Genomic DNA, 23,515 nt, shown 5'->3' with positions numbered 1-23,515 from the left:
GGGCCGCCGCCCAGAATCGGCCGCCATGCACAAGCCGCTCGCCGTCACGCTGCTCGTCCTGGCCGCCCACGCGCAGGCCAGCCCCGAACGCCACGCCCAGGCGCTGCTGGACGCGCTGCGCGACGCCAGCGGCGTGCCAGGCATGTCCGCGGCGGTCTGGCAGGACGGCCGGCTGCGCTGGCAGGGCACCAGCGGCTGGCGCGATGTGCAGGCCCAGTTGCCCGTGCAGGCGGACACGCGCTTCCGGCTGGCCAGCGTCTCCAAGCTGTTCGCCGCCACGGCCGCCGCCCAGCTGAAGGCCCAGGGCAAGCTGGCGGTCGACCAGCCCGTCGGCGCGCTGCTGCCCGAGCTGGACAAGACCTGGGCCGCCACCACGCCGCGGCTGCTGGCCGCGCACCTGAGCGGCATGCCGCACTACGAATGGCGCGACGCGATGCGCGGCGGCACGCATTACGCAACGGCGCGCGAGTCGCTGGTGCAACTGAAGGGCCGCGAGCCCAAGTCGGCGCCGGGCACGGCCTATCTCTACTCGTCCTGGGGCTACACGCTGCTGGCCGCCGCGGCGGAGGGCGCCGCCGGCCAGCCCTACCTCACGCTGCTGCGTGAGCGCGTGGCGCCGGGGCTGGCCATCGGGCCGGACGAGACGGACCGCTCGGCCGCGATGTCGCGGGCCTACGAATACACCAAGGCCGGCGTGCAGCCCGCGCCGGCGCACGACTACAGCTACAGCTGGGGCGGTGCCGGCCTGGCCGCCAGCGCGCCGGCGCTGGCCGAATGGGGCGGGCGCGTGCTGCAGGGCCGCGTCGTCGACCCGGCCACGCGCGACTGGATGTGGCAGCCGGTGCTCAACAACGCCGGCCAGCCGGTGGGCGAGCGCGGCTTCCGCATGGGCTTTGGCTGGAGGCTGGACAGCGACGCCGACGGCCGGCGCACCGTCCACCACGCCGGCGTCACGCTGGGCGCGCGCAGCGTGCTGCTGCTGTGGCCCGAGGCCGCCACCAGCGTCAGCCTGCTGTCCAACGCGATGTGGACCTCCGCCATCGAGCGCAGCGCCGAGCTGATCAGTGCGCCGTTCCGCCCGGCCGTCGCCGGCCTGGCGCCGCGGGCCTGCCCGCTGCAGGCCACGCGGTTCGACGGCGAGCTGAACGGTGCGCCGGTGCAGGGCACGGCGCGCTTTCGCCGTGACGCCGACGGCCGCTGCCGCGGCGAGCTGAGCCTGCCGGCCGCGCTGGCCCCGGTCGTCAACCCCGGGCCGCAGCCGGCCGCCGACAAGCTGGTGGTCATCGGCCTGCAGGACGACCTGGCCCGCGCCGCGCTGGTGACGCCCATCGGCCTGGCCGACTGGCGCGCGCAGGCGGATGGCAGCGTGCGCGTGGACGTGGCGGGGCGGCGGCTGGTGCTGCGCTTCGCGGCGTAGGCGCGGTCCAACGCAGCGCAGGATGGGAGAAGTCATGCGGAACGCGGCGCGACGCAAGCTGGCACTCGTCATGGCGGCGGCCGCGGCGCTGGGGTTGGCGGGCGTGCCCCACGCCTGCTCGCAGCCGGTGCACTGGCCAACCCACGGGTGGCGCCAATCGTCGCCGGAAGCCCAGGGGCTGGACGCCGACGCGCTGGCGGAGGCGCTGGACCACATCCGCGATCACGGCACGCGAGTCCACAGCCTCACCATCGTCCGCAACGGCCATCTCGTGCTGGACGCGTACTTCTGGCCGTTCGAGAACGGGCAACTGCACGACGTGGCGTCGGTGACCAAATCCGTCATCACGACGCTGGCCGGCATCGCGGTCGGTCAACGGGCTTTCACAGGGACATCGCAGACGCTGCCCTCGCTGTTCAACGGGCAGGCCATGGCACACCTGGACGACCGCAAGCGGCGGATGACGCTCCAGCATCTGATGTCGATGACCTCGGGGCTGGACTGCCAGGCCGCTCCCGCCGAGGCCACGCTCCGGCAGATGAGGTCAAGCCCGGACTGGACGCAGTTCATGCTGGATCTGCCGATGCGCGACGAACCCGGGCGCCGTTTCGAGTACTGCTCGGGCGGCATGCATCTGCTGTCCGCGGCGATCACGAAGGCGACGGGCGTCAGCGCACTGGCGTTCGCGCAGCGCGAGCTGTTCGCGCCGCTGGGCATCGCCAACGCCGTCTGGCCGGCCGATGGCCAGGGCATCTCCCATGGCTGGGGCGATCTGCGGCTGCAGCCACGCGACATGGCCAAGCTGGGCTACCTGTGGCTGAACAACGGCCGCTGGGAAGATCGGCAGATCGTCCCTGGGGACTGGATGGCCGCGGCCATCCAGCCGCAGGCGCAGCCGCCGAACTCGGGCCAGGCGTACGGCTACGGCCTGTGGCTGCATGCGGACCGGCGGCCGGCGGAGTTCGAGGCGGTCGGCCGCGGTGGCCAGCGCATCGCCGTCGTGCCGGAGAAGGGCCTGGTGGTCGTGTTCACGGGCGGGGAGTTCGAGCCGGGCGACATCGGCCCCTTCATCTGGCGTGCCCTCAAGTCGGACCAGCCACTGCCGGACAACCCCTCCGGCGTGGCCCGCCTGGCGGCCGCGGTGAGCGCGGCGGCCGCGCCACCGCGCCCGGCGGCCTACATGCCGTTGCTGGCCAAGCGAATTTCCGGCAGGCGGTATGCCCTCGCCGCCAATCCGCTGAACCTGAAGTCCTTGGTGCTGACGTTCTCCGGCACGGCCGACCCGCAACTGGAGCTGGGCATCGGTGACCGGCGCGATGGCCCCCGGCCCATTGGCATGGGCGGGGTGGCGCGCGTGTCTCCCGCCGGCCGTGGTGGCCTTCCGGTGGCCGTGAGCGGCGCGTGGAAGAGCGACGACAGCTTCACGCTGGAGTACGACGAAGTCGGCGGCATCAATGCCTACCGGATGCGCTTGAGGTTCACCGGCGACGATGTCGACGTGAGCTTGTCCGAACGCTCGCAGGTCATCCCGGGCGCGAGGTTTCGCGGAACGGCCGGCCGCTGAGCCGGCGCGCGAACCTGCCGGCCCGGCGAGCGGGTAAGTCCGTCACATGCTGCGCCGGTACTGCCCGCCCACCTCGAACAGCGCGCCGGTGATCTGGCCCAGCGAGCACACGCGCACGGCGTCCATCAGCACCTCGAACACGTTGCGGTTCTCGATGACGGCCTGCTGAAGGCGGGCCAGCATGGCTGGCGCCTCGGCGGCGTGGCGGGCGTGGAAGTCCGCCAGGCGCGTCAGCTGCGACTGCTTCTCCGCGTCCGTCGACCGCGCCAGCTCGATGTGCTCCGGCACCGGGTCACCCTTGGGGTTGCGGAAGGTGTTGACGCCGATGATGGGGTACTCGCCGGTGTGCTTCAGCATCTCGTAGTGCATCGACTCTTCCTGGATGCGGCCGCGCTGGTAGCCGGTCTCCATCGCGCCGAGCACGCCGCCGCGTTCGCTGATGCGCTCGAACTCCTGCAGCACGGCTTCCTCCACCAGCTCGGTCAGCTCGTCGATGATGAACGCGCCCTGGCTCGGGTTCTCGTTCTTGGCCAGGCCCCACTCGCGGTTGATGATGAGCTGGATGGCCATCGCGCGGCGCACGCTGTCCTCGGTGGGCGTCGTGATCGCCTCATCGAATGCGTTCGTGTGCAGCGAGTTGCAGTTGTCGTAGATCGCGATCAGCGCCTGCAGCGTTGTGCGGATGTCGTTGAACGCGATCTCCTGCGCATGCAGGCTGCGGCCTGACGTCTGGACGTGGTACTTCAGCTTCTGGCTGCGTTCGTTGGCGCCGTAACGGTCGCGCATGGCCACGGCCCAGATGCGGCGCGCGACACGGCCCAGCACCGTGTACTCCGGGTCCATGCCGTTGCTGAAGAAGAAGCTCAGGTTGGGCGCGAAGTCGTCGATGTGCATGCCGCGCGCGAGGTAGGCCTCCACGAACGTGAAGCCGTTGGACAGCGTCAGCGCCAACTGCGAGATCGGGTTGGCGCCGGCCTCGGCGATGTGATAGCCCGAGATGCTCACCGAGTAGAAGTTGCGCACGTTGTGGTGCACGAAGTACTCGGCGATGTCGCCCATCACCTTCAGCGAGAACTCGGTCGAGAAAATGCAGGTGTTCTGGCCCTGGTCTTCTTTCAGGATGTCGGCCTGCACCGTGCCGCGCACATTGGCCAGCACCCAGTCCTTGATCTTGGCGGCTTCGTCGGCGGCGGGCTCGCGGCCGTTGTCGGCCTTGAACTTGGCGAGGTTCTGGTCCACCGCGGTGTTCATGAACATCGCGAGGATGGTCGGCGCCGGGCCGTTGATCGTCATCGACACGCTGGTGCTCGGGTTGCACAGGTCGAAGCCGTCGTACAGCACCTTCATGTCGTCCAGCGTCGCGATGGACACGCCGCTGTTGCCGACCTTGCCGTAGATGTCCGGCCGCGGGGCCGGGTCGGCGCCGTAGAGCGTGACCGAGTCGAAGGCCGTGGACAGGCGCTTGGCCGGCATGCCTTCGCTGACCAGCTTGAAGCGGCGGTTGGTGCGGAAGGCGTCGCCCTCGCCGGCGAACATGCGGGTCGGGTCCTCGCCCTCGCGCTTGAACGCGAACACGCCGGCGGCGTACGGAAAGCTGCCGGGCACGTTCTCCAGCATCAGCCACTTCAGCAGCTCGCCGTGGCATTCGTAGGTGGGCAGCACGACCTTGCGGATCTTGGTGCCCGACAGGCTCTGCGTGACCAGCGCCGTGCGGATCTCCTTGTCGCGGATCTTCACGACGTACTCGTCGCCGGCGTAGGCCTTGACCATGTCGGGCCACTGCGCCAGCAGCTGGCGGGCATCGCCGTCCAGCCTGGCGCGGCGCTGTTCGGCGAGTTCCGCCAGCGCGCTGCGGGCGCCGTTCTTCTCGGGGTTGGCGGCTTCCAGCATCGCGCGGCTGGCGTCCAGCTGCTGGATCTCGCGGGCCAGCGCCGCCTGGCGGCGGGCGCGGGCCTTGTAGCTGCGCACGGTGTCGCTGATGTCCGCCAGGTAGCGCACACGGGCCGGCGGCACGATGGGCGTCTGGTGCGTGCTGTGGCGCGTGTCCACGCGCGGCAGCCGGCCCTCGGTGAGCGGCAGCCCCAGCGCGCCCAGGCGCACCTTGAGTGCCTGGTACAGCGCGGTGACGCCGTCGTCGTTGAAGCGGCTGGCCATGGTGCCGAACACCGGCATCGTCTCGGGTGACTGGCCGAACGCCTCGCGGTTGCGCTGCACCTGCTTGGCGACGTCGCGCAGCGCGTCCAGCGAGCCCTTGCGGTCGAACTTGTTGATGGCGACGAACTCGGCGAAGTCCAGCATGTCGATCTTCTCGAGCTGGCTGGCGGCGCCGAACTCGGGTGTCATCACGTACATGGGCACGTCCACCAGCGGCACGATGGCCGCGTCGCCCTGGCCGATGCCGGAGGTCTCGACGATGACGAGGTCGAAGCCCGCCACCTTGGCCGCGGCGATGACGTCGGGCAGCGCGGGCGAGATCTCGCTGCCGAAATCGCGCGTGGCGAGCGAGCGCATGAACACGCGCGAACCGCTGCTCCACGGGCTGATTGCGTTCATGCGGATGCGGTCGCCCAGCAGCGCGCCGCCGCTCTTGCGGCGCGACGGGTCGATGGAGATTAACGCCACGCGCAGCTGGTCGCCCTGGTCCAGCCGCAGGCGGCGGATGAGTTCGTCCGTCAGGCTGGACTTGCCGGCGCCGCCGGTGCCGGTGATGCCCAGCACGGGCGTCTTGATGTCTCTGGCTTGGGCCCGCAGCGCGTCGACTATTGATCCGTCGGCCTTGCCGTTCTCCAGCGCCGTCAGCAGCTGGGCGAGGGACCGCCAGGCGGCTTCCGAGTGGCCGGTGATGGCGTCCAGCGACTTCGGCGCGTGGACGCTGAAGTCCTGGTCGGCCTTCATGACCATCTCGCCGATCATCCCTTGCAGGCCCATGCGCTGGCCGTCCTCGGGGCTGAAGATGCGCACGCCGTGCTCGGCCAGCTCGCGGATCTCGGCCGGCACGATGACGCCGCCGCCGCCGCCGAACACCTGGATGTGCGCGCCGCCGCGCTCCTTCAGCAGTTGCACCATGTACTTGAAGTACTCGACGTGCCCGCCCTGGTAGGAGCTGATGGCGATGCCCTGCGCATCCTCCTGCAGCGCCGCGGTGACGACTTCGTCCACCGAGCGGTTGTGCCCGAGGTGGATGACCTCGGCGCCCATGCCCTGCAGGATGCGCCGCATGATGTTGATGGCGGCGTCATGCCCGTCGAACAGGCTGGCGGCGGTGACGAAACGGACCTTGTGGGTCGGGCGGTACTCGGCCAATGCTTTGTGGTCAGCGGCGAGATCGGTCATGGCTGTCTCCTTGATCGTTGCCGGATTCTAGGCGGCCAATTGACGTTAACGTCAATTGAGGATGTTCCACGTCTGCGCGGATGATGCGCACCGCGCCACAGCCGGCGTTCCACCCGCTGATCCATGAGCACCTCATCGCCCACCCCGCCCGACCTGGGTACCGAACTGACCTGGCGCGGCATCGCGCTGGGCATCCTCATCACGCTGGTCTTCACGGCCGCCAACGTCTACTTCGGCCTGAAGGCCGGCCTGACGTTCGCGACGTCCATCCCGGCCGCCGTCATCGCAATGGCGCTGCTGCGCCGCGCGGCGGGCAACTCCATCGGCGAGACCAACATCGTGCAGACCATCGCGTCGTCTGCCGGCACGCTGTCGTCCATCATCTTCGTGCTGCCGGGCCTGGTCATGATCGGCTGGTGGACCGGCTTTCCGTACTGGATGTCGGCGTCGCTGTGCGCGTTGGGCGGCGTGCTGGGCGTCATGTACTCCATCCCGCTGCGCCGCGCGCTGGTCACGAACTCGCCGCTGCCCTACCCGGAAGGCGTGGCCTGCGCCGAGGTGCTCAAGGTCGGGCACGCCACTGGCGCCGGCGACAGCAACCGCCGCGGCCTGGCGGCCATCGTCATGGGCGGTGTCGTGTCGGCGGGCTTCAGCGTCGTCGTCGCGACGCAGCTGTTCGCGGCCAACCTGGCGCAGTACTTCCGCCTGCCCGGTGAGAAGGGCGGCACCACGGGGTACGACCTGAACTTCAGCTTCGCGCTGCTGGCCGTGGGCCACCTCGTCGGGCTGTGGGTGGGCATCGCCATCCTCGTCGGCGCCTGCATCGCCTGGCTGGGCGGCGTGCCGCTGCTGACGCAGGGCGTGGACGGTGCGGCCGAGGCCGTGGCGCTGTTCGCGTGGAGCAAGAAGGTGCGCTTCGTCGGCGCCGGCTGCATCGCCGTCGCGGCGATCTGGACGCTCGTCAAGCTGGCCCGGCCGGTCGTCACCGGCCTGCGCTCCGCCGCCCAGGCCGCACGCGTGCGCAAGGCCGGCCGGGCCGACACGCTGCCGCGCAACGAGCGCGACATCCCCCTGGGCACCGTGGGCCTCGTCACGCTGGCCTGCATGCTGCCCATCGGCGCCATGCTGGCGAGCTTCGCCGGCGCGGCGGGCCTGGGCGAGCAGCTGAGCCTGCTGGTCGTGGGCGGCCTCGTCTACATCCTGCTGATGAGCTTCTTCGTCGCCGCCGTCTGCGGCTACATGGCCGGGCTGATCGGCTCGTCCAACAGCCCGCTGTCGGGCGTGGGCATCCTCGTCGTCATCGGCGTGTCGCTGCTGCTGGCGCTCGTCGTGAAGCCGCTGCTGCCGGCGTCCACCGGCCAGGCGCTGGTGGCCTTCGCGTTGTTCGTCACCGCGGTCGTGTTCGCCGTCGCCACCATCTCCAACGACAACCTGCAGGACCTGAAGACCGGCCAGCTCGTCGATGCCACGCCGTGGCGGCAGCAGCTGGCGCTCATCATCGGCGTCGTCGCCGGCGCCCTGGTCATCCCGCCTGTGCTGGACCTGCTGAACCAGGCCTACGGCTTCGCCGGCGCGCCGGGCGCCGACGAGAAGAAGGCGCTGGCCGCCCCGCAGGCCGCGCTGATCTCGGCACTGGCCCGCGGCGTCATCCAGGGCGACCTGGACTGGCAGCTGATCGGCATCGGTGCGACCATCGGCGGCGCCTGCATCGTCGTCGACGAGTTGCTGAAGCGCGGCAGCGGCGGCCGGGCGCACCTGGCGCCGCTGGCCGTGGGCCTGGGCATCTACCTGCCGCTGAACAGCACGCTGACCATCGTCGTCGGCGCCGTGGCCGGCTGGCTGTTCGAGCGCGCCGCCGAGCGCCGCCGCGACCCCGAGGCGACGAAGCAGCTGGGGGTGCTGATGGCTTCCGGCCTCATCGTCGGTGAAAGCCTGCTGGGCGTGCTGCTGGCAGCCGTCGTCGTGTTCTCCGGCAACGGCGCGCCGCTGGCGCTGGTGGGCGAGGGCTTTGCGACGGCGGGCCAGGTGCTGGGGCTGCTGGCCTTCGCGGGCATCGGCGTGGGGCTGTATCGCTGGTTGCTCGGGCGCTAGTTGGATGTATCGGATCGCAAGGGCGTTGCGGTGCTGGACGCGGCATCGTTCGGCGCGTCGCGCAGAGTTAACGACGCGGTGACAACCTGGCTATTCCTCGCCACTCGGAACATGTACGTCGTGATGCCAGGTTCCGCATGCCCGTCGTTGGCGACGGCGCAGCGTTTGGTTTCCGCAGGCAGGTTGATGGGTTTGTAGGCGTGGGCCCCCGACAGACAACGAAGCACCCGATCCCAGGGCCTCAGCGTGCTGTCGCTAAGGTGAGTGGGTTTGCCCAGCTTCGCTACTTCGACCACACCACCGCTGCTGCCGATAAACGTTACATGGCCGATCTGCGCCGTTTCATCGACTTCAAGGTGCCGTACTTTTGTCGACGGGTGACTGTCCGCTGCCGCAGTCGCTGCCGTTGGCGTTGTGACCTCAAGGCTTGGCGACTGTTGCGCAGCCGCGGGTGATGGCGGCATCGTTAGCGATGCCATCAGGCTCTTGCCGTTGCGCAGCACACGGAACGTGTAGCTGACGGCGCCGGTTTTCTGGTCAATGCTTTTCTCAGTGCCGCAGCGCGACGTTTCGATGAAAAAGACGAACGGGATGCGGCTGTCGAGGTCCGGGCAGTCCTCCAGCCGATCGCCACGCTTGAGCGACGAACTGCCGCGGCGGCTGCGTTCGTCCACGTCGTCCACGGTCACCTGGCCGGCACGCCGGCTGAAGGTCACGTTGCCCAGGAAGACGAGCTGCGCGCCCGGATCGTAGGCACGGGATGGCGAATCGTTGGCCGAGGGCGGCGGGTCGTACAGCGGCTTGTGCGGGCGTGAGGTGTCGCCGCTGAACGAGGGCTCGCCTGGCAGCACGCTCACACCCGGGGGTGGCCAGGTGGCGATGGGCGGGCCGCTGGGCGCGGTCGCGAGCGGGCGTCCGAGGTCGGGCCGGGGCGCATAGCTGGGTGGGGATGCGCTGAACAGCTTTCCCAGCATGAACACCGCCATCAGCACGAGGAACCACGGCGTCAGCGTTGGCGCGGGTTTCCAGCCGCGCTCGTGCGCGGCCAGGGGTTGCGCGGGCACTTCGCCTCGCGTGGCGACGGTTGCAACGCGCTCGGGCAGTTCGCGGAACCAGTTGTTGATGTTGGCCTGCGACGTGACGAGCCGCAGCCAGTTGGGGTAGCGCTGCACCATGACCTGCACGAGCGGCAGGTCGGCCTGGCGCAGTGCGACCGAGGGCATCTCCCGCTCGCGCAGCCGGCGGATGACGTTGAGCTGCAGGTCGGGGGTCTGCTGGAAGAAGATCAGCTTCTCGTTGATCGCGGCGTCGAGCGCGGCGCCCAGATCGCCGAACACGCGCAGATGCCGGCGGTCGCGTTCCCAGTGGAAGGCCTCGCAGGCAGCGTCGAACAGGAACTCGTGCCCCGGCTGCCAGCCGCTCATGAGCAGGTGTGCCACCTGCAGTTCGAACAGCGTGCGAGCCTCGAGGTTGAGCAGCCGGTCGTCGGCGAGCGCGTCCCGCAGCGCGGTCGCGGCATCCTCCTCGTCCCTGAAGGCGGCGCTGGCGCGCTCCGCGAACGCGCCGAACACGGCCCGGGCCAGGTCGGCACTGTCCTGCGGCGGGATGACCGTCGGCGCAGGCGCTGCGGCAGGGGCGGCAGGGCGGTCCACCTCGGCCGGGGGCGAGGTGGGCTCCGCGTCCTGCGCCGGGGCGGCCCGCTCGGCTTCCTGCCGGGTGATGGCGTGCAGCGCCAGTTCGTAGGCCTCGCGCAGGGACTGGAACTCGCGGGGCTGGGTGGCCTGGTCGATGCGCTTGAGCTGCTGGGCGTAGGCGCGCCGCACGCTGCGCGCGTCCGCGTCGGGGCGCAACCCCAGCTGCGCCAGGGCGTCGTCGAGCGGCGTGCTCACGTCGACTCCTGGTCGAGGGTGCTGTGGCGCTCCAGCGCATCCAGCAGCTCGTTCAGCGCGCGGCGCGCGGGCACGATGCTGCGGTCGTTCTGTGACGCCAACGTGCGCTCGAAGCCCAGCACCTGCAGCCCCAGATGCTCACGCTCCATGCCGCGCAGCTGCTCGTACAGCCGCTCGGCGCGGGCCATCACGGTGCGGTTCTCCAGCTGGTCGCGGGGGTGGATCTTCAGCTCCGCCATCGCGCGCAGCAGTTCGGCGATCTGGCTCTCGCTGAGCAGGCCGGGGTTGCCTTCGATGAGCAGGCTGTGGGTCTGCTGCGTCTTCAGCACCGTGGCGTCCACCTGCAGCAGGCCGTTGACGTCGTAGGTGAAGCGCACGTCGACGGCGCACTCCTGGACCGTCGCTTGCGGTGGCAGCGGCACGGTCAGGCTGCCCAGGTGGATGTTGTCGCGCACCATGCGCGACTCGCCCTGGTAGATCTGCAGTTCCAGCCGGGCCTGGCCCGCCGCCTGCGGGATGTACTGCTTCACGCGGCTGATGGGCACCGTGCTGTTGCGTTCGATGATGGGGTCGAAATGCCCTTGGGATGCCGTGCGGGCGTCCAGCCAGATGCCCACCTCCACGCCCAGCGAGTAGGGCGCCACGTCGGTCATGACGACCTCGTTCAGCGCGGCGTCGCGGGCCTTGAGCCCGGCCTGCACGGCGGCGCCCATGGCCACCACCTGGTCCGGGTCCAGCTCGGTGGACGGGAAGCGGCCGAACATCATCGTCACCAGCCGCCGCACCAGTGGCATGCGCGTGGCACCGCCGGCCAGCACGATGGCGTCGAGGTCGCTGCTGCGCAGGCCGGCGTCGCGCAGCGCCCGCTCCACGGGCAGGCGCAGGCGCTTGAACAGCGGTGCGCAGGTCTGCTCCAGCAGCGCCTCGTCGATGTCCAGCCGGTGCAGCACATCGCCCTGGCGCACCTGGATGGTGGCCGAGGCCTGCAGGCTCAGCAGCCGCTTGGCCGCCTCGGTCTCGGCGCGCAGGCGGGCCATGAAGGTTTCGTCCTGGCGCAGCGCGGCCGGCAGTTGCAGGCGCTCGAAGGCGGTGTCGATGAGGCTGTTGACGAAGTCCTCGCCGCCCAGGAAGTTGTCGCCGGCCGAGGCCCGCACCTCCATGACGCCGTCGAACAGCTCCAGCACGGACACGTCGAAGGTGCCGCCTCCCAGGTCGAAGACGAGGAAGCGCGATTCCGCCTCGCGCTGGTGCAGGCCGTAGGCCAGCGCCGCCGCCGTGGGCTCGTTCAGCAGCCGCTCGACCCTCAGGCCGGCGATCTGCCCGGCGGCGCGGGTGGCCTTGCGCTGCGCGTCCGAGAAATAGGCCGGCACCGTGACGATGGCCTCGGTGACGGGCTCGCCGAGGAAGGCCTCCGCGTCGGCCTTCAAGGCCTTGAGGATCAGTGCGGACAGCTCCTCGGGCCGGAACTCGCGCGTGCCCAGCCGCGTCAGCCGGCTGCTGCCCATGTGGCGCTTGAAGAGGGCAGCGGAGCGCTCGGGGTGGCTTTGCAGCCGCTCCACGGCCGGGCGGCCGACGAGCACGGAGCCATCGGCATCCAGGCTGACGCAGGACGGCGTCAGCACCTCGCCCAGCGCGTTCGGAATCAGCTGCGCACGGCCGTCGCGCCAGACGGCGACCAGGCTGTTGGTCGTTCCAAGATCAATGCCGATGATCACCGGGGCCTCCCGCCATCCCTTTTATGGCGGCGGATGCTACTGCCCCGCAGGCCCGTCCCGGGCCGGGCCGATCCCGCGTGCGCGGGGCGGTGTCAGGCCGCCAGGCCCAGCAGCGCCAGGCAGGCCTGCCAGCCCAGCATCAGCAGCGCGGCCGACGACGCCAGCGCGCCGGCGCCCATCGTCAGCGAGGCCAGCATCAGCAGGCCGTCGCGCGCGGCCAGCGCGACGCCGGCCAGCATCAGCGACATGGCCGGCAGCAGGTTGCCGAACGGAATGGGCAGGAAGATCAGCAGCGCCATCACCAGCGTCATCGGGCCCAGCCACCAGCGGGAAGACGGACCCGCCAGCGCCGTGAGCCGCGGGCGCGTGAGGCCGTGGACGAGGTCGTAGAAGCGCGCCATCAGCGCGAGGCCGCGCGAGGCGCCTTCGCTGGGCAGGCTCAGGCGGCCCAGCCGCGCCGGCAGGTCGGCGTGGGGCGCCCGCCACCACAGCGTCAGGCCCAGCAGCGCCAGGCCGATGCTCAGCACGCTGCCCACGCCCGGGATGGGCAGCAGGCAGGGCGCCGCCAGCAGCACCAGCAGGCTGGCCTGCCAGGCGCCGCCGTGCGCCTCGGCCAGCGCCGCCAGCGGTACGGGGCCGGGCGGTAACTGGCCGGCGGTGTCGCGCAGGCGGGAGGCCAGGTCACGGATGTTCATGCCACGCGCTCCGGGCCGAGCGCAGGGCCGCTCCCAAGCCGGCCCGTCCGGTGATGTGCACGCGGCTCGATGCCGCGTGCATCGCCGTCCCCGCGGGGGACCGGCTGGGATCGCCCACGTTCAGCAGGGTGAGGCCGGACGAGGGGCATCAGTCGTCCGAGCTGCCGTAGCCGAACAGGCTGAGCAGGCTGGTGAAAAGGTTGAAGATGGAGACGAACAGGCTGACCGTGGCCAGCACGTAGTTGGTCTCGCCGCCGTTCACGATCTGCTGCGTCTCGTACAGGATCAGGCCGGCCGACAGCAGGGCGACGACGGCGGAGACCGTCAGCGCCAGCGCGGGGATCTGGAAGAACACCGCGGCCAGGCCCGCCAGCAGCGCGACGATCATGCCGGCGAACAGGAAGCCGCCCATCCACGACAGGTCGCGCTTGGTGGTCGTCGCGTAGGCCGACAGCGCCAGGAACACGGCGCCGGTGGCGCCCAGCGCCAGCATGACGGCCTGGCCGCCCGACGGCAGCGCCAGCGTGCGCGTCAGCAGCGGGCCCAGCGTCCAGCCCATGAAGCCGGTCAGCGCGAACACCAGGCCCACGGCGGCGCCGCGGTTCTTCAGCTTGTGGATGCCGAACAGCAGGCCGAAGTAGACGACCAGCGTCAGGATCAGCCCCGGCGCAGGCAGGCTGAACGCGACGGCGGCGCCGGCCACGGCGGCGCTGAACAGCAGCGTCATGGACAGCAGCGCGTAGGTATTGCGCAGCACGCGGTGGGCGGTGCCGCGGTCAAGGGCCGTCCCGTAGGGCACGGCCAGGGCGGTGGGGCGGGTTTGCATGGCAGACCTCCAGTGAGAGAAAGACGGCTGCAGGGTAGGCAGGCGTGTCATCAAATAAAAGCAGAGAATGGCGAAGAATTTCTTCTGCATAACTTGATGGGTTGCCGCCAATGAGCATGAGCTTCAACTACCGCCACCTCTACTACTTCTGGGCCGTCGCCAAGGAGGGCGGGCTGACGCGGGCGGCCGAGCGGCTGGGGCTGTCGGTGCAGACGGTGTCCACGCAGGTGCGCGAGCTGGAGCAGTCGCTGGGCGCGGCGCTCTTGAAGCCGGCCGGTCGCGGGCTGATGCTGACGGACGCGGGGCAGGCGGCGCTGGAGGTGTCGGAGCAGATCTTCTCGCTGGGCGAGACGCTGCCGGAGCGCGTGCGCGATGCGTCCACGGCGCCGGCCGTGCGGCTGGCGGTGGGCATTTCCGACGGGCTGCCCAAGCTGGTGGTGCAGCGGCTGCTGGCGCCCATCATCGACACGCCGCATCTGCGGCTGCTGTGCCACGAGGACGAGTTCGATGACCTGCTGGGCGACCTGGCGCTGCACCGGCTGGACGTGGTGCTGGCCGACCGCCCGGCGCCGCCCAACCCCAACCTGCGCGTCTACAGCCATGCGCTGGGCAGCTCGCCGATGGCCTGGTTTGCCGCGCCGCGCTGGGCCGAGGCGGCGGCGCGCAACTTCCCCGCGTCGCTGGCCGACGTGCCGCTGCTGCTGCCCACGGACCATGCCGCCGTGCGCGTGCGGCTGGACCACTGGCTGGAGCGCCACGGCGTGCGCGCCAAGGTGGCCGGCGAGTTCGAGGACAGCGCGCTGCTGGCCACCTTCGGTGCCGCGGGCATGGGCGTGTTCCCGGCGGCCGCGGTCATGAGCGACAAGCTGGTGCAGCGCGATGGCCTGGTGCGCGTGGGCGACTGCGCCGGCGTGGAGGAGTCGTTCTATGCGGTGGGCACGGACAAGAAGATCGTCCACCCGCTGGTCAGCCGCCTGCTGCCGCAGCCGGCCGACGCCGCGGCCTGAGTTGCTACAGTTGACGTTTACGTCAATTAAACCGCCCGACGGGCCCGGCACGAGCGGGCGCCGGATGGGGCGACAGCAGGAGACCCGACCATGAATCTGCCCGGCCTGAACTTCCAGCTCGGTGAAGACATCGACGCGCTGCGCGACGCCGTGCGCGCGTTCGCCGACGAGGAGATCGCGCCCCGCGCGGCCGAGATCGACCGCAGCGACCAGTTCCCGATGGACCTGTGGCGCAAGCTGGGCGACCTGGGCGTGCTGGGCATCACCGTGCCGGAGGAATACGGCGGCGCAAACATGGGCTACCTGGCCCACATGGTGGCGATGGAGGAGATCAGCCGCGCCAGCGCGTCGGTGGGCCTGTCCTACGGCGCGCACAGCAACCTGTGCGTGAACCAGATCAAGCGCAACGGCAACGACGCGCAGCGCGCCAAGTACCTGCCCAAGCTCATCAGCGGCGAGCATGTCGGCGCGCTGGCGATGAGCGAGCCGGGTGCCGGCTCCGACGTGCTGAGCATGAAGCTGCGCGCCGAGGACAAGGGCGGCGTCTACGTGCTGAACGGCAGCAAGATGTGGATCACCAACGGCCCCGACGCCGACACGCTGGTGGTCTACGCCAAGACCGAGCCCGAGCTGGGCGCGCGCGGCGTGACGGCCTTCCTCATCGAGAAGGGCATGAAGGGCTTCAGCATCGCGCAGAAGCTCGACAAGCTGGGCATGCGCGGCAGCCACACCGGCGAGCTGGTGTTCAACAACGTCGAGGTGCCAGCCGAGAACGTGCTGGGCGCGGTGAACGGCGGCGCCAAGGTGCTGATGTCGGGCCTGGACTACGAGCGCGCCGTGCTGACCGGCGGGCCGCTCGGGATCATGCAGAGCGTGATGGACAACGTGATCCCGTACATCCACGACCGCAAGCAGTTCGGCCAGAGCATCGGCGAGTTCCAGCTCATCCAGGGCAAGGTGGCCGACATGTACACCGTGCTGCAGGCCGCGCGCAGCTTTGCCTACACGGTGGCCAAGAACCTCGACATGCTGGGCGCCGAGCATGTGCGCCAGGTGCGCAAGGACTGCGCCAGCGTCATCCTGTGGACGGCCGAGAAGGCCACCTGGATGGCCGGCGAGGGCGTGCAGATCTTCGGCGGCAACGGCTACATCAACGAGTACCCGCTGGGGCGCCTCTGGCGTGACGCGAAGCTCTACGAAATCGGCGCGGGCACGAGCGAGATCCGCCGCATGCTGATCGGCCGCGAGCTGTTTGCCGAGACGATGTAACTCCTGGCTGAGAAAATGCCCGGATGACGAATGCACCCAACCACGAACTCCAGGATCTGCTCGACAACAACAAGCGTTGGGCCGCGGAGACCGAGTCGCACGAGCCGGGCTTTTTCTCGCGTCTGCTGAAGCAGCAGACGCCGCAGTACCTGTGGATTGGCTGCGCCGACAGCCGCGTGCCGGCCAACGAGCTGGTGGACCTGCTGCCGGGCGAGCTGTTCGTGCACCGCAACGTCGCCAATGTCGTCGTGCATTCCGACCTGAACGCGCTGTCGGTCATGCAGTTCGCGGTGGACCACCTGAAGGTCAAGCACATCATCGTCGTCGGCCACAGCAACTGCGGCGGCGTGAAGGCGGCGCTGCATGACCTGCGCGTGGGCCTGGTGGAGAACTGGATCCGCCACGTGCAGGACGTGCGCCACATGCACAGCGAGTGGCTGTACACGGTGCCTGAGGCCCGGCGCGTGGACGCGCTTTGCGAGCTCAACGTGCTGGAGCAGGCCCGCAACGCGTGCCACACCACCGTCGTGCAGGACGCCTGGGCACGCGGCCAGGAGGTGGTTGTGCACGGCTGGGTCTACGGCCTGCACAACGGCCTGCTGGAAGACCTGGCGCTGACGGCGGGCAAGGCCGACGATGTCGACCCGGCCTACCGCCGCGCGCTGGCCAACGTCAAGCTGCGCTATGCCTGAGTAGAGTCGGTCGGATGTTCCCGACCCGGCTCACCGACACCCGCGCCTTCGACATCGCCCAGGCGCTGCTGGACGGGTTCGACCACCACTACCGCCTGTTCCGCGCCGCCTCGCGCGAGGCCAAGGCCCGTTTCGAGTGCGGCGACTGGGCCGGCCAGCAGCGCGCGCAGGCGCTGCGCATCGAGTTCTACGACACCCGGGTCGCCGAGACGGTGGCGCTGCTGGCGCAGCGCTTCATGGCCGCCACGCTGGCGCCGGACGTCTGGCAGCAGGTCAAGCTGCACTACATCGGGCTGCTGACTGACCACCACCAGCCCGAGCTGGCCGAGACCTTCTTCAACTCGGTGTGCACGCGGCTGCTGCACCACGCCTACTTCCGCAACGACTTCATCTTCGTGCGGCCGGCCATCTCCACCGAGTACATCGAGAACGACGAGCCCGGCGCGCGGCCCACCTACCGCGCCTACTACCCGACGCCCGACACGCTGAGCGACACGCTGCAGCGCGTCATCACCAACTTCCAGCTGCAGGGTGAGTTCGTCGATCTGCCGCGCGACGCCGAGCGCGTGCTGGCGGCCGTGCTGGCGCGGCTGGGCGAGTTCCGCTGGCGGGCCAACTTCCAGCTGCAGGTGCTGTCCAGCCTGTTCTATCGCAACAAGGGCGCCTACGTCGTCGGCCGGCTCATCAACGGCTTCACCGAAACGCCTTTCGCGCTGCCCATCCTGCGCCGCGACGACGGCCGCTTCTTCATCGACACGGCGCTGTTCGGCGAGGACGACCTGCTGGGCCTGTTCAGCTTCGCACGCGCCTACTTCCTCGTCGACATGGAGGTGCCCAGCGCCTATGTCGCCTTCCTGCGCGCGCTGATGCCGCGCAAGCCGCGCTCCGAGATCTACGCGGCGCTGGGCCTGCAGAAGCAGGGCAAGGCGCTGTTCTACCGCGACTTCCTCGCCCACCTGCGGCATTCGTCGGACAAGTTCCGCATCGCGCCGGGCATCAAGGGCATGGTCATGCTGGTGTTCGACCTGCCCAGCTATCCCTTCGTGTTCAAGGTCATCAAGGACTTCTTCCCGCCGCCCAAGGACACCACGCGCGAGCAGGTGCAGGCCAAGTACCGCCTCGTGAAGGCGCACGACCGCGTGGGCCGCATGGCCGACACGCTGGAGTACACGCGCGTCGCTTTCCCGCGCCAGCGCTTTGGCGACGAGCTGCTGGCCGAGCTGCGCCACTTCTGCCCCAGCCTGATCGAGGAGAGCGGCGACGACCTCGTCATCCGCCACGTCTACATCGAGCGCCGCATGGTGCCGCTCAACCTCTACCTGCAGGACGCCACGCCCGAGCAGCTCGAGCGCGCCGTCATCGAGTACGGCAACGCGATCAAGGACCTGGTGGCCGCCAACATCTTTCCCGGCGACATGCTGTGGAAGAACTTCGGCGTGACCCGCCACGGCAAGGTCGTGTTCTACGACTACGACGAGATCGAGTACCTCACCGACTGCAACTTCCGCCGCGTGCCCGCCCCGCGCAACGAGGAGGAAGCCATGTCCGGCGAGGTCTGGTGGCCGGTCGCGCCGCGCGACGTGTTCCCCGAGACGTTCGCGCCCTTCCTGCTTGGCAACCCGCAGGTGCGCGAGGCGCTCATGCGGCATCACGCCGACCTGCTGGACGCCGACTTCTGGCAGGCGCACAAGGACCGCATCCTCGCGGGCCATGTGCACGATGTGTTCCCGTACGACCCCACCAGGCGGTTTCCCCGCGGCGGAAACTGACCGTGCATTGACGCGCCCCGCCCCGCATGACACGCAAGACACCGCTTCATATCTGGCTCATCGCCATCGCCTGCTGGGGTTTCAGCTTCCTCACCATCACGCTCCTGTGGCTCACCTCGGCGGGGCATGGAAGTGCTGCTGAAGACAGTGGCTCGGGAGGTCTGCTGTTCGTGACCAGCTTTCTGCTGGCGCCTGGCTTGATGGGGTACTGGCTGGTGGACGGCCGGCGATGGGTACGGTGGTTGTTCCCATTGCTGGTCGTAGGCGGCGTGCTGGCTGTTCTTGTCGCCGCCACCAGTCCGGGCCTGGGGCCTGATGCCGAGGAGGGCAACACCATCGGACTGATGTTTCCGATGCTGTTTCTGGGGGCATCCATCGGCGCTTCTGTGGCTGTCTTCTGGCACTTCAGACGTCGTGATGAGCCGTAGGCGCTCAAGCGGCCCAGTCTGACAGACGCGAGCTCCCAAGCCGTTCACCATGGCCCCCATCGCATCTCAGCCCTAGAGGCGCCGCATGATCTTCGACGCCATCCGCGAAAGCCACGACATCCAGCGCGACCTGTGCCGCAAGCTCACCGCGTCGCGCGGCGACATGGCGGCACGCCAGCTGCTGTTCCTGCAGCTCAAGGTCGAGCTGATGGCGCACGCGGCCGCCGAGGAGCGCCATCTCTACGTGCCGCTGCTGATGGAGGACGGCGGGCTCGACTCATCGCGCCACGCCTTGCACGAACATCACCAGGTGGACGAACTGCTGGAGGACCTGTCGGTGCCCGACAAGCAGCAGGACGGCTGGATCGCGACGGCCAAGCTGCTGAGCTTCAAGGTGCGCCACCACCTGAAGGAAGAGGAGTCCAAGTTCTTCCACGTCGCCGGCCGGCTGCTGTCCGACGCGAAGAAGGCGCAGCTTGCCGGCAAGTACAAGCGCGAGATCGTGCGCATGCGCAAGCACTACGCGGCGGAGTTCCAGACCGTGGCCGTGTCCGCGGCGACCGGCCTGGTGAAGCCGGCCAGGCCGGCGGCCGACAAGCCCGCCACGCGGGGCAACGCCGATGCCGGCGCCCAGCTGCGCGGCAAGAGCAAACCGCGGCGCACGCGCTGAAGGCGCTGAACTTGCGTCCGGGCGCGTGGCCTCAGCGGCTCGCGGCCGATGCCGGTTCGGCGGCCGCGGGCAGTTCGAACGAGAAGGTCTGCTCGAACACATGCTCGCCCGGCTCGCAGCGGGCGCTGCGCAGCGACTCGGACACGGCCTGCACGAGCGCGCGCTGCGAGCGCCGGTCGATGCCGGCGGTCAGCGCGCGGACCTCGATGGCCACGACGCGGCCGTCCTTGGTCTTTGCCTTCGCGGCATAGCTGGCCTTGCCGCGCCAGTCGATGACGGGGATCTGCGGGGCTGGCCCGCTGCACACCGTGCTGGGCGCGGTGGCCGGCGGAAAGGCGGTCGGGGCCTGCTGGGCCAGCACCGGCGCGGCGGCCAGCAGCAGACCCAGGGGCAGGAGCGCGAGGCGCATCGTCGTCATCGAGAAGTTCCGTGGAAAAGGTGCCGGAATATAACGACGCGCCTGCACGGCGCCATCAGCCCTGCGTCGGCCGGAATACCCGCACGCGGTGCCCGTCCGGGTCGGCCGTCACGGCCGTGTAGCCGAAGTCCAGCGCCGTGGGCGCCTGCAGCACGGGCCAGCCGGCCGTCTTCCAGGCGGCGCAGGCGGCCTGCACCTCGGTGTCGGTGGCCACGGTGATGCCGATCTCTGCGCCGCCGCCGCGCTGGCCGCCGGCGGGTTGCACGTCGTGCGCCGCCCACAGGCCCAGCATGGTGCGGTCGTTCAGCATGAACATCGCGAAGTTGGGGCTCTGCTCGACGGGCTCGCGGCCCAGCAGCGATCGATAGAACAGCACGCTCTCGGCGGGGCTGTGCACGTAGAGGATGAGGCAGTCGGGTTGCATGGCGGTCTCCCTGAGTGGTGGACCGCCATGCTCGGCGCGGGCGCTGACATGGCGTGTCAGCAGCCCGCGCGCGGCCTCAGGGTTTGACGACGGTGAACTCGCCGAAGCCCTTCAGCTGCTCGGCGATCTTGGCCGAGTCGCCCACCACCACCCAGCTCTGCTCGGCCGGGTTGAAGTACTTCCTGCCGACGGCCTGCACCTGCGCCGCCGTCACCTTCTGCAGCGCCGGCACGAAGTTGCCGAGGAACTCGGCCGGCAGGCCCACCAGCCAGTTGCCCGCGAGCTGGCGGCCCACCGAGCCCTGCAGCTGCGTGCTGACGAGGTAGCTGCCGGCCATGTAGCGCTTGTTCATCGCCAGCTCGGCCTCGGGCACCGGCTCGGCGCCCAAGCGCTCGTACTCCTTGACGTACTCCGTCATCGCGGCGGCCGTCACCTCGTTGCGCACATCGGCGCCGCCGGTGATGGCGCCGCCGGCGCGCCAGGACACGCCGCCCGCGCGGGCGCCGTAGGTGTAGCCCTTCTCCTCGCGCAGGTTCTGGTTCAGGCGGCTGGAGAAGCCGGTGCCGATGACGGTGCTGGCCAGCCGCAGCGCCACCTGCTCGTCGCCGCTGGCGGCAATGCCGGGTCGGCCCAGGCGCAGCGTGGCCTGCACGCTGCCCGGGCGCTCCAGCAGCAGGCGCTGCGCCGGCGCGGTGGCGCGCGGCTGCGGCAGCTCGGGCAGCGCGTCGCCGCTGGCCTGCCAGTCGCCGAAGCTGGCCTGCGCGAGCTTCAGCGCCGTGGCGGCGTCGATGCGGCCGGTTATGACCAGCAGCGCCCGGTCCGGGCGGAAGCGCCGCGCATGCTCGGCACGCAGGCCGTCGGCCGTCACGGCGTTGATCGCGTCCGCGGTTTCCTGCGTGCGGCCGTAGGCGTGGTCGCCGTAGATGGCGCCGTCCAGCGCCTTGGCGGCGCGGAAGCCCGGCTGCGTGCTGGCGGCCTTCAGGCCCTGCAGCGCGTTGGTCTTGGCGAGCTGCACCTCGGCGTCGGGGAAGGCCGGCTGGCGGGCCACGTCGGCCAGCAGCTGCAGCATGGCGCCGGCATGGGAGGCCAGTGCGTTGCCGTAGACGCTGATGCCGTCGTTGGCCGCGCCGGCGCCCAGCGAGCCGCCCATGGCCTGCGCGGCCTCGGCGATCTCCTTGGACGACCGCTTCTTCGTGCCTTCGGACAGCAGGCCCGCCAGCAGCTTGGCGCGGCCGGGCGCGTCTGCCGCGTCGGCGCCGAAGCCGGCACCGCGCACGGCCAGCACGTAGTCCACGCGCGGGATGCCCATGCGCGGCACCACCCACACCTGCAACCCGTTGGGCAGCGTCTTCTGCGTGATGTTGGGCACGGCCAGCGGCTTGTCCTTGCCGAACGGCGGCAGCTCGGCGGGCAGGGTGACGGTGGCGGCCTGGGCGGCGCTGGCGAGCACGCAGGCGGCGGCGATGAGGGAGAGCTTGTTCATGTCGGCGGCTCCGGGCATCAGGGTTGCGAGGCCGGCTTGGCGGCGGCGGGCGCGGCCAGCATGGCGGCGGGCTTGCGGTCGATGACCGAGCGGTTGGCGCGGGTCAGGTAGGTGGCGGCGACGCGCTGCACGTCGGCCGAGGTCACGGCCTCGATCCAGCCGGGCACCTTGTTGACGACGTTCGCGTCGCCCCACAGCGCCTGCAGCTTGGCCAGCCGGTCGGCACGGCGCAGGAACATCTCCAGGTCGTTGTACCAGTCGGCCAGCAGCGCGGTCTTGAGGTTCTTCAGCGTCGTGTCGTCCACGCCGTCCTTGACGATGCGGGCCACCTCCTCGTCGATGCCGGCCAGCAGCGCGTCGGCGTCGGTGGTCGGCTTGTAGAGCGCGAACACGGTGAAGAGGCTGGGGCCGTCGTACTCCCACACGCCGGTGAGGCCGTACAGCGAGCTGACGTTCAGCGCCAGCTCGCGGCCCTTGACGAGGCCCTGGTACAGCCGCGACGCGTCGCCGCCGGCCAGCAGCTGGCCCAGCACGGCGAACGGCGCCTGGTCACGGCTGCCGCGGTCCGGCAGCTTCCAGGCCGCGGCGATGGCGGGCACCTGGGCCAGCTTGTCGGGCTGCGTGAGGCGGCGCTCCTGCGTGTTCAGGCCTTCGCGGAAGTCGGTGGGCTTGGGCGTCGGGCGGGCCGGGATCTTGCCGAAGTACTTCTCGGCCAGCGCGAAGCCCTGGGCCGGCGTCACGTCGCCGGCGATGGACAGCACCGCGTTGTTGGGGCCGTAGAAGTCGCGGTGGAAGGCGCGCACGTCGTCCAGCGTGGCGTTCTCCAGGTCCACGAAGCTGCCGTAGCCGTCGTGGTTGTTCTCCCACTTGTCGAAGGCCAGGTAGCCGATGTCCAGCCACATGAAACCGCCGTAGGGCTGGTTCTGCACGTTGACGCGGATCTCCTCCTTCACGACGTCCTGCTGGTTCTTCAGCGTCGTCGGGTTGAAGTCCAGCGTCGTCATGCGGTCGGCTTCCAGCCACAGCATGGTCGCCAGCGCCGAGGACGGCGCCGTCTCGATGTAGTTGGTGAAGTCGGGCCGCGTGGAGCCGTTGTTGTTGCCGCCGCCGGACGTGATGACCTGGTCGAACACGCCCTTGGGCGCCTTGGGCGTGCCCTGGAACATCAGGTGCTCGAACAGGTGCGCGAAGCCGGTGCGGTTCTTCGGCTCCAGTCGCATGCCCACCTTGTAGACGACGCTGACGCCCACGGTGGGGCTGCTCGCGTCGGGCGAGATGACGACGGTCAGTCCGTTGGCCAGCCTCTTGGTGTGGACGGGGATCTGCCAGCGGTCGGCGGCCGGCGCGGCCACGGCGGGGCTGAGGGCAAGCGCGAGCGTGGCGGCGCTGATGGCGCCCAGCACCGCGCGGCGGGTGGTGGTCAACATGGGATCTCCTGTGAGGAACGGCGCGCAGTGTCCGCCGTTTCTCGCAGGGTGCCGCATGGCACACCGGGTTACCCCGGCATGCCCGCCGCCGCCGGTGGGCCAGCCTACTTGCCGATGACCTTCTCGGCCGGGCAGGCCACGGTCGGGTCGGGGCACTTGGGCTTCTTGGGGCTGATCTGCTGGCCGCTGGTGCTCTTGCTGTCGCCCACGCCGCTGTTGGACCCAGCGGTCTTAGGTGCGCCGCCGGTGTTGCCGGCGCCGCCCGCGGCCGTGGCGCTGGCGGCCGGGGTGGCCTTGGCCGCGGTGGTGCTGGCGGGTGTGGCGTCGCCGGCGTGCGCCGCCAGGCTGGCGGCCAGCAGCGCGGCGAGGGCAAGGGAGTTGATGCAGCGCATGGGAGT

General features: G+C 70.2%; 19 protein-coding genes. 9 read left to right on the top strand and 10 right to left on the bottom strand.

The genetic code is table 11. The features are described 5' to 3' along the window. The first annotated feature begins 25 nt into the window (after positions 1-25). Together ACG04Q_RS01940 and ACG04Q_RS01935 are read left to right on the top strand one after the other, a co-directional pair. Complete coding sequence (locus tag ACG04Q_RS01940) at positions 26-1,417, top strand: serine hydrolase domain-containing protein (RefSeq protein WP_394509124.1); 1,392 nt, start codon at positions 26-28, stop codon at positions 1,415-1,417. Between the two features lie 34 nt (positions 1,418-1,451). Continuing rightward, positions 1,452-2,981 carry a serine hydrolase domain-containing protein gene (locus ACG04Q_RS01935; RefSeq protein WP_394509123.1) on the top strand — a complete coding sequence of 510 codons (1,530 nt, stop codon included), beginning with the start codon at positions 1,452-1,454 and terminating at the stop codon, positions 2,979-2,981. A gap of 42 nt (positions 2,982-3,023) precedes the next feature. Here ACG04Q_RS01935 and icmF read toward each other — a convergent pair whose 3' ends face one another. Next, positions 3,024-6,314, bottom strand: coding sequence for a fused isobutyryl-CoA mutase/GTPase IcmF (icmF, locus tag ACG04Q_RS01930; protein ID WP_394509122.1), 3,291 nt, complete (start codon positions 6,312-6,314; stop codon positions 3,024-3,026). A gap of 123 nt (positions 6,315-6,437) precedes the next feature. On the opposite strand from icmF, the gene ACG04Q_RS01925 reads away from it, so the two are divergent. Beyond that, entirely contained in the window at positions 6,438-8,405 is a 1,968-nt protein-coding gene (locus ACG04Q_RS01925; RefSeq protein WP_394509121.1) for an OPT family oligopeptide transporter, read from the top strand. Here the strand turns inward: ACG04Q_RS01925 and ACG04Q_RS01920 are convergent. From ACG04Q_RS01920 to ACG04Q_RS01905, 4 genes are all read right to left on the bottom strand, one after another. Continuing rightward, positions 8,402-10,294 carry a hypothetical protein gene (locus ACG04Q_RS01920; RefSeq protein WP_394509120.1) on the bottom strand — a complete coding sequence of 631 codons (1,893 nt, stop codon included), beginning with the start codon at positions 10,292-10,294 and terminating at the stop codon, positions 8,402-8,404. The two genes, ACG04Q_RS01925 and ACG04Q_RS01920, sit on opposite strands and share 4 nt — an antisense overlap. Then, positions 10,291-12,009, bottom strand: a complete 1,719-nt coding sequence (locus ACG04Q_RS01915) for an Hsp70 family protein (protein ID WP_394509119.1) — start codon at positions 12,007-12,009, stop codon at positions 10,291-10,293. The genes ACG04Q_RS01920 and ACG04Q_RS01915 overlap by 4 nt, the downstream gene beginning before the upstream one ends. Positions 12,010-12,101: 92 nt before the next feature. Next, on the bottom strand, positions 12,102-12,704 hold the full coding sequence (locus ACG04Q_RS01910) for an exopolysaccharide biosynthesis protein (RefSeq protein WP_394509118.1): 603 nt from the start codon (positions 12,702-12,704) through the stop codon (positions 12,102-12,104). A 148-nt stretch (positions 12,705-12,852) separates the two neighbouring features. After that, positions 12,853-13,530 carry a Bax inhibitor-1/YccA family protein gene (locus ACG04Q_RS01905; RefSeq protein WP_394509117.1) on the bottom strand — a complete coding sequence of 226 codons (678 nt, stop codon included), beginning with the start codon at positions 13,528-13,530 and terminating at the stop codon, positions 12,853-12,855. Between the two features lie 110 nt (positions 13,531-13,640). Here ACG04Q_RS01905 and ACG04Q_RS01900 point away from each other — a divergent pair, with 110 nt between their 5' ends. From ACG04Q_RS01900 to ACG04Q_RS01875, 6 genes are all read left to right on the top strand, one after another. Beyond that, positions 13,641-14,537, top strand: a complete 897-nt coding sequence (locus ACG04Q_RS01900; RefSeq protein ID WP_394509116.1) for a LysR family transcriptional regulator — start codon at positions 13,641-13,643, stop codon at positions 14,535-14,537. A gap of 90 nt (positions 14,538-14,627) precedes the next feature. Then, positions 14,628-15,806: an isovaleryl-CoA dehydrogenase gene (locus ACG04Q_RS01895; protein WP_394509115.1), complete on the top strand. Its 1,179-nt coding sequence runs from the start codon at positions 14,628-14,630 to the stop codon at positions 15,804-15,806. Between the two features lie 23 nt (positions 15,807-15,829). Further along, positions 15,830-16,498, top strand: coding sequence for a carbonate dehydratase (gene can, locus ACG04Q_RS01890; protein WP_394509114.1), 669 nt, complete (start codon positions 15,830-15,832; stop codon positions 16,496-16,498). 14 nt (positions 16,499-16,512) lie between these two features. Continuing rightward, positions 16,513-18,267: a bifunctional isocitrate dehydrogenase kinase/phosphatase gene (gene aceK / locus ACG04Q_RS01885; protein ID WP_394509113.1), complete on the top strand. Its 1,755-nt coding sequence runs from the start codon at positions 16,513-16,515 to the stop codon at positions 18,265-18,267. 26 nt (positions 18,268-18,293) lie between these two features. Further along, a complete protein-coding gene (locus tag ACG04Q_RS01880) occupies positions 18,294-18,695 on the top strand; it encodes a hypothetical protein (protein WP_394509112.1) in 402 nt (133 codons plus the stop codon). Positions 18,696-18,780: 85 nt separating this feature from the next. Further along, positions 18,781-19,365, top strand: coding sequence for a hemerythrin domain-containing protein (locus ACG04Q_RS01875; protein ID WP_394509111.1), 585 nt, complete (start codon positions 18,781-18,783; stop codon positions 19,363-19,365). Positions 19,366-19,396: 31 nt separating this feature from the next. Here ACG04Q_RS01875 and ACG04Q_RS01870 read toward each other — a convergent pair whose 3' ends face one another. The 5 genes from ACG04Q_RS01870 to ACG04Q_RS01850 all read right to left on the bottom strand — a co-directional run bounded on the left by ACG04Q_RS01870 (position 19,397) and on the right by ACG04Q_RS01850 (position 23,509). Next, a complete protein-coding gene (locus tag ACG04Q_RS01870) occupies positions 19,397-19,774 on the bottom strand; it encodes a hypothetical protein (protein ID WP_394509110.1) in 378 nt (125 codons plus the stop codon). Positions 19,775-19,838: 64 nt separating this feature from the next. Then, the gene (locus ACG04Q_RS01865; RefSeq protein WP_394509109.1) at positions 19,839-20,207 is read right to left on the bottom strand and encodes a VOC family protein; all 369 of its coding nucleotides are present in this window, start codon (positions 20,205-20,207) and stop codon (positions 19,839-19,841) included. 76 nt (positions 20,208-20,283) lie between these two features. Continuing rightward, the gene (locus ACG04Q_RS01860; protein ID WP_394509108.1) at positions 20,284-21,690 is read right to left on the bottom strand and encodes a M16 family metallopeptidase; all 1,407 of its coding nucleotides are present in this window, start codon (positions 21,688-21,690) and stop codon (positions 20,284-20,286) included. A gap of 17 nt (positions 21,691-21,707) precedes the next feature. Next, positions 21,708-23,117, bottom strand: coding sequence for a M16 family metallopeptidase (locus tag ACG04Q_RS01855; protein ID WP_394509107.1), 1,410 nt, complete (start codon positions 23,115-23,117; stop codon positions 21,708-21,710). Positions 23,118-23,221: 104 nt separating this feature from the next. After that, the gene (locus ACG04Q_RS01850) at positions 23,222-23,509 is read right to left on the bottom strand and encodes a hypothetical protein (protein WP_394509106.1); all 288 of its coding nucleotides are present in this window, start codon (positions 23,507-23,509) and stop codon (positions 23,222-23,224) included. Between the last annotated feature and the right edge of the window lie 6 nt (positions 23,510-23,515).

Origin of the sequence: Pelomonas lactea (genome assembly GCF_043555885.1) — a bacterium.
GTDB classification, from domain to species: Bacteria; Pseudomonadota; Gammaproteobacteria; order Burkholderiales; family Burkholderiaceae_C; genus Pelomonas; species Pelomonas lactea.
This window is presented reverse-complemented; position numbering and strand designations above follow the sequence as displayed.